Origin of the sequence: Sphingomonas beigongshangi (genome assembly GCF_016820445.1) — a bacterium.
Classification (GTDB): domain Bacteria; phylum Pseudomonadota; class Alphaproteobacteria; order Sphingomonadales; family Sphingomonadaceae; genus Sphingomonas; species Sphingomonas beigongshangi.
The window spans coordinates 218580-233461 of sequence record NZ_JADHDT010000008.1 but is presented as its reverse complement, the minus strand read 5'-3'; the positions used below and the strand labels follow the sequence as shown (position 1 = coordinate 233461).

Annotated in this window: 13 protein-coding genes; 8 read left to right on the top strand and 5 right to left on the bottom strand. The window is 67.8% G+C overall.

Going from position 1 to position 14882, the window contains the following annotated elements:
- Positions 1–22 precede the first annotated feature (22 nt).
- The 3 genes from IQ292_RS15630 to IQ292_RS15620 form a co-directional block, all read right to left on the bottom strand.
- Positions 23–1042: an SDR family oxidoreductase gene (locus IQ292_RS15630; protein WP_238941149.1), complete on the bottom strand. Its 1020-nt coding sequence runs from the start codon at positions 1040–1042 to the stop codon at positions 23–25.
- Between the two features lie 68 nt (positions 1043–1110).
- Complete coding sequence (locus tag IQ292_RS15625; RefSeq protein WP_203311234.1) at positions 1111–1692, bottom strand: phosphatase PAP2 family protein; 582 nt, start codon at positions 1690–1692, stop codon at positions 1111–1113.
- 5 nt (positions 1693–1697) lie between these two features.
- Positions 1698–3185, bottom strand: coding sequence for an aminotransferase class I/II-fold pyridoxal phosphate-dependent enzyme (locus IQ292_RS15620; RefSeq protein WP_203311233.1), 1488 nt, complete (start codon positions 3183–3185; stop codon positions 1698–1700).
- Positions 3186–3416: 231 nt separating this feature from the next.
- On the opposite strand from IQ292_RS15620, the gene gntA reads away from it, so the two are divergent.
- Entirely contained in the window at positions 3417–4097 is a 681-nt protein-coding gene (gntA, locus tag IQ292_RS15615; protein WP_287980021.1) for a guanitoxin biosynthesis heme-dependent pre-guanitoxin N-hydroxylase GntA, read from the top strand.
- Positions 4070–4738, top strand: coding sequence for a DUF1989 domain-containing protein (locus IQ292_RS15610; RefSeq protein WP_238941166.1), 669 nt, complete (start codon positions 4070–4072; stop codon positions 4736–4738). Before gntA ends, IQ292_RS15610 begins: the two co-directional genes overlap by 28 nt.
- Before the next feature lie 43 nt (positions 4739–4781).
- Here the strand turns inward: IQ292_RS15610 and IQ292_RS15605 are convergent, their stop codons facing one another.
- On the bottom strand, positions 4782–6017 hold the full coding sequence (locus IQ292_RS15605; RefSeq protein ID WP_203311230.1) for an efflux transporter outer membrane subunit: 1236 nt from the start codon (positions 6015–6017) through the stop codon (positions 4782–4784).
- 712 nt (positions 6018–6729) lie between these two features.
- Between IQ292_RS15605 and IQ292_RS15600 the strand changes: the two genes are divergently transcribed.
- The 3 genes from IQ292_RS15600 (at position 6730) to IQ292_RS15590 (ending at position 11326) form a co-directional block, all read left to right on the top strand.
- A complete protein-coding gene (locus IQ292_RS15600) occupies positions 6730–7980 on the top strand; it encodes an HlyD family secretion protein (protein WP_203311229.1) in 1251 nt (416 codons plus the stop codon).
- Entirely contained in the window at positions 7977–10307 is a 2331-nt protein-coding gene (locus IQ292_RS15595) for a peptidase domain-containing ABC transporter (protein WP_203311228.1), read from the top strand. The genes IQ292_RS15600 and IQ292_RS15595 overlap by 4 nt, the downstream gene beginning before the upstream one ends.
- A gap of 146 nt (positions 10308–10453) precedes the next feature.
- Positions 10454–11326: an alpha/beta hydrolase gene (locus IQ292_RS15590; RefSeq protein ID WP_203311227.1), complete on the top strand. Its 873-nt coding sequence runs from the start codon at positions 10454–10456 to the stop codon at positions 11324–11326.
- A 98-nt stretch (positions 11327–11424) separates the two neighbouring features.
- Here the strand turns inward: IQ292_RS15590 and IQ292_RS15585 are convergent, their stop codons facing one another.
- Positions 11425–11844 (bottom strand): DUF427 domain-containing protein, encoded by a 420-nt coding sequence (locus IQ292_RS15585; protein ID WP_420853710.1) that lies wholly within the window; start codon positions 11842–11844, stop codon positions 11425–11427.
- Here IQ292_RS15585 and IQ292_RS15580 point away from each other — a divergent pair.
- The 3 genes from IQ292_RS15580 to IQ292_RS15570 all read left to right on the top strand — a co-directional run bounded on the left by IQ292_RS15580 (position 11843) and on the right by IQ292_RS15570 (position 14850).
- Entirely contained in the window at positions 11843–12025 is a 183-nt protein-coding gene (locus IQ292_RS15580; protein ID WP_203311226.1) for a hypothetical protein, read from the top strand. The two genes, IQ292_RS15585 and IQ292_RS15580, sit on opposite strands and share 2 nt — an antisense overlap.
- The gene (locus IQ292_RS15575) at positions 12022–12681 is read left to right on the top strand and encodes a UPF0149 family protein (protein ID WP_203311225.1); all 660 of its coding nucleotides are present in this window, start codon (positions 12022–12024) and stop codon (positions 12679–12681) included. The genes IQ292_RS15580 and IQ292_RS15575 overlap by 4 nt, the downstream gene beginning before the upstream one ends.
- A 216-nt stretch (positions 12682–12897) precedes the next feature.
- Positions 12898–14850, top strand: a complete 1953-nt coding sequence (locus tag IQ292_RS15570; protein WP_203311224.1) for a DUF3857 domain-containing protein — start codon at positions 12898–12900, stop codon at positions 14848–14850.
- The last annotated feature ends 32 nt before the right edge of the window (positions 14851–14882 follow it).

The following is a 14882-nucleotide window of genomic DNA, read 5'->3' as shown; positions in this document are numbered from 1 at the left end:
GTGCCGATCCCGCCGCCCGCCATCACGGTTGACCGGAGCCGCCGGCGGCGCCGTACACCTGCCCGTTGGCATAGCTTGCGTCCGACGCCGCGAGCTGCACGTAGATGGAGCCGAGTTCGGCTGGCTGTCCCGGCCGGCCCAGCGGCGTGTTGCCGCCGAACTGCTGCAGCTTCTCCATCGTGGCGCCCCCCGACACCTGCAGCGGCGTCCAGATCGGCCCCGGCGCGACGCCGTTGACGCGGATGCCCTTCGGACCAAGCTGCTTGGCGAGCGACTTGGTAAAGTTCATCATCGCCGCCTTGGTCATCGCATAGTCGACCAAATTTTCGGACGGGTCATAGGCCTGTTCCGACGTCGTCTGGATGATCGCCGATCCAGGCTTGAGGTGGGGCAGGGCGGCCTTGGTCACGTAGAACATGCCGTACAGATTGGTCCGCATCGTCGCGTCGAAATCCTCGTCGGAAATGTCGAGCAGCGACTGCCGCTGCTGCTGGCGGCTCGCGTTGTTGACGAGGATGTCGAGCCCGCCGAGCTGGCTCACCGCGCTTTCCACGAGCTTGCTGCAATAGCTGCGGTCGCGCAGATCGCCCGGGATGGCGACCGCCTTGCGGCCTGCCTGGCGGATCAGCGCGACGACCTCGCGGGCGTCCGGTTCCTCGGCCGGCAGGTAGGCGATCGCCACGTCCGCGCCCTCGCGGGCGAATGCGATCGCGGCGGCGCGTCCCATGCCGGAGTCGCCGCCGGTGATCAGCGCCTTGCGGCCCTGCAACCGTCCCGATCCCCGGTAGCTCGTCTCGCCATGATCGGGGCAAGGGTTCATCTTGCTCGCAAGGCCCGGAAAAGGCTGCGACTGCTTGGCGAAGGGCGGCCTGGGATAGCGCGTCGTCGGGTCCGTCAGGGGGACTGTCGGCGCCGACCCGGTGGGCTGCTGCGCGCCGGCCGAGGTGGCGGAGGCCGCAAGTCCGACCGCTGCGCCCCCGACCATGGCCCGGCGGCTGATGCCCGCGTCGCGAGGCACGTCGTTGCTGGATGCATCCGTCATTGAATCTTCCTCGTTCTGCGGTTTTCACGGGTAACAGCGCTGCGATGGCGCGGTTCCGGTGCGATGAGTCACGGTACGGAGCCGGCCGCGGCGGGCCGTGCCGCGCCCCATACGGTATTGCCCAAGCGGTCGGCGGCCAGCCCGATCGCCATGCCCGCCAGAACATCGCCGACATAATGGCGGCCGCGCGGGACCTGCACGATGGAGACCGCGATCGCCGCGGCGCGGGCAGCGGCCGCGCATGCTGGATAGGCGCGGGCGAATGACTCCCCGACGGCGATCACGCCCGCGCTATGGCCGGAGGGAAAGGCGTTGTCCTCATGACGATCGCTCAGTCCGTGCCTGACGCGCGGATCGTCGCCGCTATCCGGCCGCCGCCGGTCGACCACGGCCTTGATGCGACCCTTGCCCCAGGTGGCGATGGTGTGGGCCGCCAACATCCGCACGCCGGTCGCCGCCAGCCGCCGGTCTCGTCGGATGACGCCCGCGGCAATCGTGGCGGCGCACAGGAGCCGCATCTGCGGCTGATCGCCGATTTCGCTCACTGCCCCGACGAGGCGCATGACCGGCGTATCGCGCTTCTTGTTCACGGCCGTCGTGATCCGATGATCGGCATGCTCGAGTTCGCTGGCTGGCCGCTTGCTACCCATGGCCGTCACCGTCCGGATCGGCCGTTCGACGCCGCCGCCACGACGCGCAGGCGGCGCTCGTCGGGATCGGTCGGGTCGAGGAAGAAGGCACCGGCATCGCGATTGGCAACCAGCCACGCCACGTGCGCATCGTCGATCCTCTGCCCGGGCACGAGACGGGGGACGCCCGGCGGCGCCGGTGCGATCATTTCGGCCGCAACGCGCCCGCTCGCCTGTTCAAGGCTCACCAGCTCGGTCGGCCCGAAAAAGGCGGTGGCCGGATCGACCTGCATCTCCACCGTCAGCGTATCGATTCCGGGAAGCACGGCGGGCGCGGCCGGCAGGTCCAGCGTGCCCGCCTCGACCTGTCGGGCGGCATCGCGCAGGCCGCCGACCAACGCTTTGACATCCCGCGCGCTCGTACCCGGTGCGAGTATTGCGAGGATGTGCCGCGCATCGGACAGGCCGACGCTGACACGGTGCTGTGTCGCCAGCCAGTCGTCCAGCGCATAGCCCGTCACGCCCCAGGCCGAAACGTCGACAAGCACCTTGGTTTCGTCGAACTCACTTGCGGCCGGCAGGTCGCCGCTGCCGAACACGCGTAACTTGTCGATCCCGGCAACCGCCTTCCGAAGCCTGGCTGCCAAGCGCAGGACTCCAGCCCATATCGCCTCGCCATCCAGCGCATGATCGCGCCGGACGGCATCCAGGCTGGCGAGGATCGGCACCGAGGGGCTCGTCGTCTCGAACAGTTCGAACGCGTGCCACAGACGCTGGAGATCGACGATGCCGCTCTTGGCCAGCAAGGCCGACCCTTGCGTCAGCGCGCCCATCGTCTTGTGCAGGCTGTAGACGGCGACGTCGGCGCCCTTGGTCAGCGGGTCGTGGGGCAGCGCCTGGCAGAAGGCGAAGGCACCGCCCCATGCGGCATCGCAGATCACCGCGACGCCCCGCGCATGGCACAGGTCCGCCAGCGCGGCGATGTCGCTCGTCACGCCATAATAGGTCGGGGACACGACGACGAAGGCCTTGGCTTCCGGATGGCGATCGAGAGCCTGCTCGAGCGCCGCCGGGGAGACGCCATGCTCGATGTCCCAATCTGCATCGATGACGACCGGTACGATGCGTGCATCGAGACCCGTCGCCAGCGCATGGGCACGCTCTGCCTTGTGGACGTTGGCGGCGAACAGCACCGTATCCCCCGGGCGGGCGACGGCGGCCAGCGCGGTGTGCAGGCTCTGGGTCGAACCACCCGTGACGAAGCGGCAGAAATCTGCCTGCCACGCCTCTGCCGCGATCTCGTGTGTGCGCTGCAGGACATGCGCCCCCTCGGTACGATCATCCAGGCCCTTGGGCGTGATCACATCCGCCTGGAATACCCTTGCCCCCAGAAGGGCGCGCGCGCCCTTCGGGATCGTGCGACCCTGATGATGGCCCGGTGCGCCGAAGCCGTGGATGCGATGCCGCTCCAGGTGTTTCAGGGCATCGAGTAGGGGGGCCTCTCGCTGATCCATCGGGTCTGATCCAATTCGACTTTGCCCGTGCCGACGAGGACCGATGCGCGGCCAGCGCGCGGGTGCACGGACGTTTGGGAAGGTTGCGCGGTGAACGCTTCGGCGCGCGAGGAGTCTCGCAAGATATTATCCTGTGAGGGTATTTCTGATTGAGGCACATCAAGACGGCCGTCGATACGCGGAACGGCGGCACCGACGTGCCGTTACCCATGCATGTTGCTACCGAAATCGATGTTCGACTGGGCCGATCCGGGCGAGGAGGAGGCGAGCCGACTACTGGCGACCCATATCGCGGACCAGGAATTTCCCTGTGTCGGAGCTAAGGCCGCGCTCGCCAAGGGCACACTCGATGTCCTGGGCGCCCGGGACATTGCCAGCGCTTGGGATGATATGCGTATCCACGATCGGCTGCGGGTCTTCGCCGCCCGCTATCGTGCGGAGCCTTCGCTCTTCCGAAGCTTCGCGGTCGTCTTCTCCGGACCGGGCGACCTGACCGAAGAGGCGTTCGAACAGGCGATCTGGCAGCGGATCCAGTCGCTGTCCGACAAGGATGTCTGGCTCGGGCAGGAATGGGACTCGCGCGTCAGCCCCGATCCGTCCAACCCGCATTTCTCTCTGTCCTTCGGGGGCGAGGCATTCTTTGTCGTGGGATTGCATCCGCGTGCCAGCCGACCCGCGCGGCGGTTCGCCAGGCCGGCTATGATCTTCAACCTGCACGATCAGTTCGAGACGCTGCGCGATCAGGGCAAGTACGAGACGATGCGCGAGAAGATCATGGTCCGGGACGAAATGCTGGCCGGGTCGCGCAATCCGATGCTGGCGCGGCACGGCGAAGCCAGCGAGGCGCGGCAATATAGCGGGCGGATCGTGGAGAGCGGATGGCAATGCCCGTTCCGCTACGCCGGCAAGTGATGTCGCGCGTGCCGGCAGGCGCCGTCGTCGAGATCCCGGAGCGCAGCGGGGATGCCTTTCGCCTCGCAAAGGGCCAATGTCTCACCGTGATCGATCCGCGCGGGTGCCAGGTCGCCGATCTGCTCGCCTTTCGCGCCGACGATCTGGGCGAGGTGCTGTCCTCGGGACGGACACTCGACTATGCCGAGACGATCCGCCTGACGACGGGCCACATCCTCTATTCCAACCGATCGGGACCGATGCTCGAGATCGTCGCGGATACGGTGGGCGTGCACGACTTCCTGCTGACGCCATGCTCCTTCGCGACCTTCGACCATTTTTATCCCGATCTGCCGCGCCACCGGGGCTGCTTCGGCAATCTGGCGGCGGCGCTGGAGCCGTTCGGCGTGACGCCCGACCAGATACCCGTGGCCTTCAACTGCTTCATGAACGTCCCGGTCGATCCGTCCACCGGCAAGCTATCGGTGTTACCGCCGGTCAGCCGGGCGGGCGACAGCATCACGTTCGTCGCGCGCATGGACCTGATCATCGGCTTGACCGCGTGTTCGGCCCCCGCGTCCAACGGAGGGTCGTTCAAGCCGATCCATTATGTCGTCCACGGCGCCGAAGAGGCGGGATCGCTTCACCCGCATCACGCATAGTCCGCGCTGACGCCCGGCGAGCCCACGCGCGCGAATTGGTGGGTCACAATGGAGAACCGCCCAGCGCCTTGTAGACGTCGATCGCCGCGGTACACCGCAAGGCCTGGGCGTCGAGCAGCGTTTCCTCCACCGCAATCTCGCTCCGCTCCGCGTCCAGGACGAGCGCGAGGTCGCCTCCGCCGTTTTCGTAGCGGAGCCGGGCGAGCGCGACGGCGCGGCGGGAGTCGGCGGCGGCGCCGCGCAACGCGCGCTCCCGTTCCGCCGAGCCGCGCGCCGCCGCCAGCGCGGCATTGCCCTCTTGAAGAGCGTCGAGCAGTTTCTGGCGGTACTGGGCGAGCGCTTCCATCTGATCGGCGCGGGCGCCGGCGTAGCCCGCCCGCAGGCGACCGCCCTGGAAGATCGGCGCGAACAAACTTTGTGCCGCGCTCAGGGTCAGGCCAAAGGGCCCGCTCGTCGCCAGCGCCTGTCCCAATGAATTGGCGGACAGCTTGAGCGACGGCAGGAACGCCGCGCGCGCGGCGCGCACGTCGCCGTTCGCGCCGGCGATCCGCGCCTCGGCCGCCAGAACGTCCGGACGGCGAAACACGAGATCGCCCGGCTGACCCGGATCGATCGCGGGCGCGACGAGCGTCGACAGCGCCGTCGGCGCGAGCGAGAAGGACGGGGCTTCTCGGCCGAGCAGCACCGCCAGCGCGCCGACCAGGGTTTCCCGCGATTGCGTCAGTTCGGCCCGACGTGCCTCCAGCCGTCCGACCTCGACGGCCTGGAGCCGCTCGTCGACCTCCGCCGCCGTGCCCTCGCGCCGCCGAACGGCAACGATCCTGGCGAAGGATCGGGCATTGTCGAGGAGGCGCGCGTTCAGCCGCAGGCGGTCGTCGACGGCGGCGATCGACACGAAGGTCCGCGCCGTTTCCGACGCCACCACCAGCCGTGCGGCGCCACTGTCGAACTGCGCCGCATCGACACGCGAGAGCGCGGCGCGGCGGCCGGCGCGCAGGCCGCCGAACAGGTCGACGTCATAGGCGATATCGAGCCCGGCCTGACCGGCGCTGCTCGTATATTGGCTGGTGTTAAAGCCATCGGTCCGTGTCTGCGTGAGGCCGGCGTTCGCCGCCACGCTCGGCAGCAACGCCGCCCGCGCGAGACCGGCGCTCGCCCGCGCACGAAGAACGCGCGCACGCGCCGCCTCGACGCTAGGGTTCTCACGGACCGCATCGGCGACCAACCGAGGCAGGAGGGTCGAGCCGAACCGATCCCAGAATCCAGCGTCGAGCGCCACCGCGGCCGGTTCCGCTGTATCGTCGTGCCAGCGCGGGGAATCGACCGGCGGAGGCGACACGACCGCGACCGGCGGCACCGAGCAAGATGCCGTAAATACAGGTAGAAGAAATAGGGCCTTTCGCATCACGATGTACTTACCGTGCGCCGACTGACGAATCCTTACTGCGCGTTCCGCCAATTTGAGTAACGAACGCGCTGTTCCGAAAAGAGACAAAGGAGATCAAATTCAACGAAATGGCGGAACGGAGATGGTAAATTTGTCGAATCTCCCTTGGCTAATATTGTGGTAACCTTTCGATAAGGTCAAAAAGCTCGGGCGCCAATTTCCGGCGAATCAATAAGGGGAAAGAAGGATGCGTACTCTCGACATCGCTGAGACGAACGACGTCTCCGGCGGCTGCTTCGGCCTGCTGCCTTGCCTGTTCGGCGGCCTGTTCTCGTGGAATTTCTGCGCCCCGGCGCCGCAGGCTTGCGCGCCGCAGCCGGCGCCTTGCAACCCCGCGCCGGCGCCTGCGCCGTGCAATCCGGCGCCGGCGCCCTGCAAGCCCGCTCGCCATTGCCGCTGACCGGTCGGCCCGTCGCGGCGGGTTGACGGGTGCCCAGGGGCCGCGGACGATCCGCGGCCCCGTCCGGCAGGCACCATCACGCTTTACGCGCCTTTTACCGCTACCGCGCTAGCCGCATCGTCATCGCACCGGGCGCACAGGGCAATGACGACACCGCTGTTCCGATATGAAGTCATCGAGGCCAAACGCGACCGGCTCACGGGAGTCGTCGTGGCCGCCGTGCCGCCGCGCTCGGGCACCTACGCCGTCATCCTCGCGCTCGCCTGCGCAGGCTTTCTGCTGATCGCGATCTTCGGACAATTCTCGTCCCGAACGCATGTCTCCGGCATCGTGACCTACGACCGTGGTTTCGCGCGCGTGTATCCACCGCAAACCGCGGAAATCCGCGCCATCCATGTGCGCGAGGGGCAGGTCGTCGCGGTGGGGACGCCGCTCGTCACCATTTCGCTCACCCAGGGTCAGGACGCCAACGGCGTCGGCGTCAGCGGTCAGCTCACCGAACTGGCGCGGCAGGACCAGCAACTGCTCCGACAACAGCAACTCGCGCAGACGCTGGGCATCGGCGAGACCGGCAGCCTAGAACAGCAGCGCGCGGGGCTCGCCGCCATCATCGCGTCGCTGGAGCGGCAGCGGGCGCTCGCCCGGGATCAGGTCGAGGCGGCGCAGGTCGAGGCGGCGCAGGTCGAGGCGGCTCGTGCGACGCGGCTCGCCAGGGCCGGCGCCGGGCCGCGCCAACAGGCCGACAGCGCGCGGGCGGCCGTCACCGCGCGCCGCGCCGAGGTGGAGGCTCTCGAGGAGCGCATCCTTGGTCAGCGCCGGGAACTCGGCACCATCTCCGCGCAATTGGCGCAGCGCCGCGTCGCCACCCAGCAGACCTTGTCGCAGGTCGCCGCGCAGCGCGCGAACCTCGCAGCGCAGCGTGCGACGGTGATCCGCCAAGACCGCTTGGTCCTGACCGCCCCGGTCGCCGGCCGCGTCACGGATCTGGTCAATCAAATCGGACAGCGCACGCGTCCCGACGTGTCGCTGGTCACCGTGATCCCGCAGGGCAGCGTCCTGGAAGCGCAGCTTTACACGCCTACCCGCGCCGCCGGCTTCGTGCGGCCGGGAGACGAGGTCCGCCTGCTCTTCGACGCGTTCCCCTTCCAGAAATTCGGCGCGGGCATCGGCCGCGTGATCGACATCAGCGGGGTACCGGCCGATCCAAGTTCGCTGGATCCCGGATTGAAGATCGACCAGCCCGTCTTTCGCATCCGGGTCCGGCTCGATCGCGGCAGGGGTGCCGGCGCACAGCCCCTGCGTCCCGGCATGACGCTCGCGGCCAATCTCGTGCTCGAACGGCGTCGAATGTGGGAAGTGCTCCTCGATCCGCTGCTGCGCGCGGCACGGTCATGACGGTATTCGCTTTCCCCTGGGCGCGCCAGATGACGCCGGTCCTACAGGCGGAGGCAGCCGAATGCGGGCTGGCCTGCCTGACGATGGTGGCGCAATTCCACGGCCACCGCGTCAACCTGGCAGGACTGCGGCAACGCTTTCCGACGTCGATGAAGGGCGTGACGCTGACCGAGCTGATGACGGTGGCGGATCACCTGGCACTCGGCCCGCGTCCGCTGCGTCTCGACATGGAGGAGCTGGGCGAATTGCGCCTGCCCGCGATCCTGCATTGGGATCTCGAGCATTTCGTCGTGCTGGAGCGGGTGGCCGGTCGACGCGTATCCATTCTCGACCCCGCGATCGGCCGCCGCGACCTGTCGCTGGCCGAGGTGTCGCGGCACTTCACCGGCGTGGCGATGGAATGCCAGCCGACCCCCGGCTTCGCCCGCGTCGAAGCGCGCGTCAACGTCCGCCTTTCCGACCTGTGGAGCAGGCTGACCAATTACGGGCCCGCGGCGACGCAGGTCGCGGGCTTGTCGCTGCTGATCCAGTTGACGGCGCTGGCGCTGCCCTATTTCATGCAGTTGACCATCGACGGGGCTATCACGCAGGGGGACGCAGGTCTGCTCTCCATGCTCGCGCTCGGGTTCGGCGGTCTTTACGTCCTCAACGCGTTGCTCACGGGATTGCGCGGCTGGGTCGTGCTGACCCTCGGGGAGACTTTGGCGGCGCAACTTGCGGGCAATGTCGTCCACCATCTCGTCCGCCTGCCGCTCGCCTATTTCGAGCGTCGCCATGTCGGTGATCTGATGAGCAGGATCGGGTCGATCCGTCCGATCCAGGAATTGCTGACCCAGGGTATCGTGAACGCCGTCATCGACACGATGCTGGCGCTGACCACGCTGGTCGTGATGCTGTTGATCAGTCCGGCACTGGCGGGCGTGGTCGTCGCGGCGACGCTGATATTCTTCGCTATTTCCTTCGCCATGTTTCCCCGATGGCGCCAGAGGTTCGAGGAGCAGATCCTCGCGAAGGCGAGCGAGGAAACATATCTGCTCGAGACGATGCGCGCGATGCGGGCGATCAAGCTGCACGGCAGCGAAGGCCTTCGCGAGGCCGGGTGGCGCAACCGCAACAACGAGGTGGTCAACGCGAGCTATCGCGCGCAGATGTTCACGCTGCGGACGGGACTGGCGCAGCACGTCCTTTTCGGCATCGAACTCGTCCTTGTCGTCTACCTTGGCGCGAATGCGGTGATCGGGGGGGCGATGACCCTGGGGGTGCTCCTTGCCTTCGTCTCCTACCGCAGCAGTTTTTCCGACAGCGCGATCAACGTCGTCCAGCAGCTGCAGCAATGGCGGATGATCGGGCTGCATCTCGAACGCCTGTCCGACATCGTCGGTGAGGTGCCCGAGGGCATCGGTGCGGCACCCCCACGTCCGGAATGGCAGGTGCCCGCGGAGATACGGCTCGAGGACGTCAGCTTCGCCTATAGTCCCGTCGAACGACCCATTCTCGACCGCATCAGCTTCACCGTCCCCGCGGGCGGGTTCGTCGCGATCGTCGGTCCTTCAGGGGCCGGCAAGACGACGCTGATGCGCCTGATGCTGGGGCTGTTGACGCCGACCGGCGGTCGCATCCTGATCGACGGCGTTCCGCTCGGCCCGGCGACGCTCGCCGCCTGGCGTTCGCGGGCCGGGGCTGTCCTGCAGGACGATGCGCTGCTAAACGGCACGCTCGCCGACAATATTGCGTTCTTCGATCCCAGACCCGATCAGACCCGGATCGAACAATGCGCGCGTTTCTCGCGCATTCACGACGACGTGGCGATGATGCCGATGGGCTATCACAGCCTGATCGGGGACATGGGCTCCGCGCTGTCCAGTGGCCAGCGTCAGCGGCTGCTGCTGGCCCGTGCTGCCTATCGGCAGCCCGATGCCCTCTTTCTCGACGAGGGCACCGCAAACCTCGACGAGGTGAACGAGGCCGCGATCGGCGATGCGATCCGTGACATGCCGGTCACGCGGATCGTCATCGCCCACCGCCCCGCTCTGGTCGAGCGCGCGGATACGGTCCTGTTGGTCAACGCGGGCAAGGTTAAGGTGATCGAGCGCGCGCGCGCAGCCGGACCGTCGCCTGGTTCGGTGACCATCGACGTGCCCGCCGCCGATCCTGCGGATCACGCGGTGCATGCCGGCTTCGGTACGGCGGCCCCGCCGTCTTCGCCGCCAGCGTCCGTAGCGACGGATGCCGCGCCACCGCGTGCCACCACGCAACAGCGACGCGCCCTGGCGGACGCATTCCGCTCGATCCTCACCGAACACGAGCAACGCCGGACGATCGTCTGACCCGCGGCCGTTCGGCAGCGAGGCCTTTGACGTTTCCAGCCGTCCCATCGATTGCGAACGCGGCATGCGATCCGGATTGGGCAAACGCAAAGGTCACGCTACGGTCCGCGTCTGGTGGTTGTCGCCGCAAGAGGAGAGAGGGGCCGATGCGAAACAGAAGCGGTGTCGCGACCGCGATCCGGGCAGGCCTGGCCCTGCTCGCCGGGTTCGCGACCGTCGGCTGCTCGCCGCTCGGTCTGTTCGATACGCTGGTGCCGAAGGACGGCGGCGTGGCGAAGGTCGGCGCCGACATCGCCTATGGCGACGCGCCGCGTCAGACGCTCGACGTCTATGCACCGCGCAGGGCGGCGAACCGCGCGATGCCCACATTGGTCTTCTTCTATGGTGGCAGCTGGAACAGCGGCACGCGCACCGGCTATGCCTTCGTCGGCAGGGCGCTGGCCGCGCAGGGCTTCGTGGTCGTCGTTCCCGATTACCGGCTCGTCCCGGCGGTGCGCTATCCCACCTTCGTCGAAGACGGCGCGGCGGCGGTGCGCTGGACGAGGGCCCATGCCGCGCAATTCGGGGGCGATCCCGGTCGGATCATGCTGATGGGCCATTCGGCGGGGGCCTATATCGCCGCGATGCTGGCGCTCGACGACCGCTGGCTCAGGGCGGACCGGGCGGCGATAAAGGGCTTCATCGGCCTGGCGGGCCCCTATGACTTCGCACCGTTCGACGTCGATGCCAGTCGCGCCGCGTTCGGTGCCTGGCCGCGCCCGGCGGACACGCAACCGGTGACCTGGGCCGGAGCTGGCGACCCGCCGTCGCTGCTCCTTGTCGGCGCCGACGACACGGTCGTACGGCCGCGCAACAGCGAAGCGCTGGCGGCGCGGCTGCGGGCGGGTGGCGTGGCGGTGGACCTGCGTTCCTATCCGAACATCGGCCACGTCGGTCTGCTGCTCGCGCTGGCACGGCCGTTCCGCGGCAGGGCGCCCGTGCTGCGGAATGTCGCGGCCTTCGTCCGTGCACGCGAATGAAGCGTGTCGACCGATCGGCCTTCGCCCGCCCGCGGGCGGCGTGTGCGATCACCGACGCCTGGCACCGATGCCGGTATCGGTCGCCCGCGCGTGCCGCGTCAGGCGACCGTGACGCCCTTCCAGAAGGCGATGCGCCCGCGTATGTCCGCCGCCTCGGGCTTGGGATCGGGATAATACCAGGCGGCATCCACGTTTTGAGAACCCGCGACGTCGAGCGTGTAATAATGCGCGCCCCCCTTCCAGGGGCAGGTGGATGTCGTGTCACTCGGGCGGAGCAGGGCGTCGTCGACCGCCTCGCGCGGGAAATAATCATTGCCCTCGACGACGACGGTATCGTCACTGCTGGCGATTAGGGCGCCGTTCCACCGCGCTTCGACCATGGTGCGTCTCCTGCATTTGGCGATCCCATATATGGGGGGCTGCGCGTCGAGGCGCCAGCCGTCCCGATCCGCGACGAACGCGCGCTGCCCAAGCCCGCCCGATCCTGCTAGCGCCAGCCGCATGTTGAAGACTCGCATGAAGCGCATCGCCGCGGAAACCGACCGCGCGCGCGCGCGCCTGGCCGCCGTCGAGGCCGCAGTTGCGGCGCTTGTCGACGAGGATCTGCTCGATTTCGCCGACATTTTCGCCGCGGGAGAACCGACGCCACTTCGCGCCATGGCGGATGCGGAAATGCAGCGGCGCGGGATCAGCCTTTGAGACGGCTGCCGTCCCGGTTCCGCCGCCTCGACGGCGCGCTGGCGGACCTTCCCGTCGAGGAGCCGATGCTTCTCACCGAGCTGGACGGCTTCCTCACCGGGCTGGTCGTCTGTCCTCAGCCGGTGGACGCGAGCGAATATATGACCGTCATCTGGGGCATCGACGTAGACGGTGTGCCACCGTTCGACGATCCTCGTGACGTGCAATGGTTCGCCGGTGCCGTCGCGGCGCGGCGCGACGAGATCGCGCGCGATCTCGCGCGCGGCAAGTTCCAGCCGATCCTCGATACCGACGCGCGCGACGGCGATCCGATGTGGGAATATTGGATCGACGGTTTCGCGGAGGCGATCGCGCTGCGGCCCGAGGCGTGGGACCAGCTTGCCGACGATCAGGCAGGCGCCGAGCCCTGGTCGCGCATGACCATGTTGATCGCGATCGCGCGCGGCGACAGCGATCTGGACAGTGTCGCGATCAATGCGTTCGAGGACCATGCGGTGGCCGAACTGATCGACACCGTCCGAGGCCTGTACGACTCCCGCAAGCGCGCGCCGGGTTCGGCGGCGATCGCTGCGGCGGCGACGGGCGTCGCCAAGATCGGCCGCAACGAGCCTTGCGCCTGCGGGTCCGGTCGCAAGCACAAACTGTGCTGTGGATGATCGAAGCGGCGTCACCGAGCGGAAAGGGGGAGGGCGCCGAGCTTCAGCACGATGCAAGAAGACCGTGGTGCCGGTTCGCGTCAATTGTTCCGATGTGAAGCAAAATACTGCCTCCCCACAACATCTCGTCAGCTTCTTGTAAGCAACGGCCGATATCATCTTTCGATACATGCCCCGTCAGGTGTCCTGCCTGACGGTCCAATCGAAAGAATGACCATGAAGATCTTGTCATGCGCGGTTGCGGCCGGGTCTCTGCTGGCGGCTGCGGCAGGCGTGCGCGCGGAGGATGCCCCAAGCTTTTCCGTCGGTGCGCCCGCCGCGTGGGTCAAGCCGGTCGCGACACCGGTCGAAGTGGTTCGGGCCGGCCACGCCCCCCATCACATGTTGCTGCGCGCAGACCAGCTGGTCTTCGAACCGGAGGGCGGCATGTCGCTGCACTGGGTCGCCGCGAACCAGGTCGTGCCCCCTGACGATCTCGCCAAGCTCGGCACGATCTCGCTGACGTGGAACCCGGAAACGGAGACGTTGCGCATCCATACGGTGGTCATCCGTCGCGGCAGCCAGGTGATCGACGTGCTGAAGGACCAGCATTTCACCGTTCTGCATCGCGAGACGAACCTCGAACGGGCGGCGATCGATGGCCGGTTGACGGCGACGCTGCCGATCGCTGGCCTTGCGGTCGGCGATATCGTGGAGATCAGCGGTACCCGGACCAGCCACGATCCGGCGCTCGGCCGTCACCACGAGGCGCGACTGAACCTGTCGCCCGGCACGATGCAGACGCAATTCGACGCGCAATGGGAAAAGGCCATTCCGATCCGCTGGCGCGCTCTGCCCGGCGTTCCCGATCCGCACATCACCACGGGCCGGACCGAGACGCTGTCGATCAGCGAAACCGACGTACCCGATCCGCATCTGCCCAAATACGCGCCCGAGCGCTTTCGCCAGGCCGACGCGGTCCAGTTCTCCGACTGGCACGACTTCGCGGAAGTCTCCGCGACGATGGCGCCGCTGTACGACAAGGCTTCGTTCGTCAAGCCCGGCGGTGCGGTGGAGGCCGAGGCGACCCGCATCGCGCATATGACCGCCGATCCCGTTGCGCAGGCGGAGGCGGCGCTGGCCCTGGTGCAGGAACAGGTACGGTATCTGTACGTCGGGCTGAACGATGGCGGCTATATCCCCGCTGCCGCGGAGGATACCTGGACCCGCCGATATGGCGACTGCAAGGGCAAGACGGTGCTGCTGCTCGCCCTCCTGCATCAGCTCAAGATCGAGGCGCAGCCCGTCCTCGTATCCGCCGGTTCGTTCGGCGATGCGATCCCGAGCTTCCTGCCCTCAGCTGGCCTGTTCAATCATGTTCTCGTCCGCGCGGTCATCGCCGGGCGAACCTATTGGCTCGACGGTACACGGATGGACGACCGGCATCTCGCCGACATCCGCACGCCCGCCTTCCACTGGGGACTGCCGGTGCAGGCGCAGGGCGGGACCCTCGTCGCGATGATGCCGCCGCCCGCCGACAAGCCGCTGCGCGAGACGGCGTTGCGGCTGGACGCATCCGCAGGCTTCGACAAGCCGGTCGTCGCCCATGCGGAGGTGACGTTCCGGGGCGATGGCGCGCTGGTCATCCGTCGACAGCTTGCCGCGCTGTCGACCGAGCAGCGCGAACGGACGCTGCGAGGCGTGTTCGGCAAGCAGTTCGACTATATCGCGCCGACGGACGTGCTGTCGCGCTTCGATGCCACCAAAGGCGAAGAGACGCTGGTGCTCAACGGTATAGCGTCGCTGGACTGGACCGACGACGCGCTGGAACTGACCGGCGTGCAGCTGGGCGAGTCGCTGGATCTCGCGCGCGAGCCGGGGACGCCGGCGGACATACCCTATGCCCTGCCTTACCCGAATGGCCGACGCTTTCGGGAGACGATCGTACTGCCGAATGGCGGGCACGGCTTCACCCTCGACCCGCTTCACTTCGACCAGACGGTTGCGGGCGTCGCGACCCACCGCGACGGGCGGATCGTCAATGGCGTCGTCGAGCTGGAAACCGACACCAACAGCCTCGTCCCGGAATTCCCGGCGTCCGAGGCGGCGCCGGCCCAGCAGATGCTGCGCCACCAGTTGCGTGAACATGCCTATCTGCATCGTCCCCCACATGCGGGCGCTGCATCCTGAGCAGACGGGGGGCGGGCGGCGATAGCTCAAGC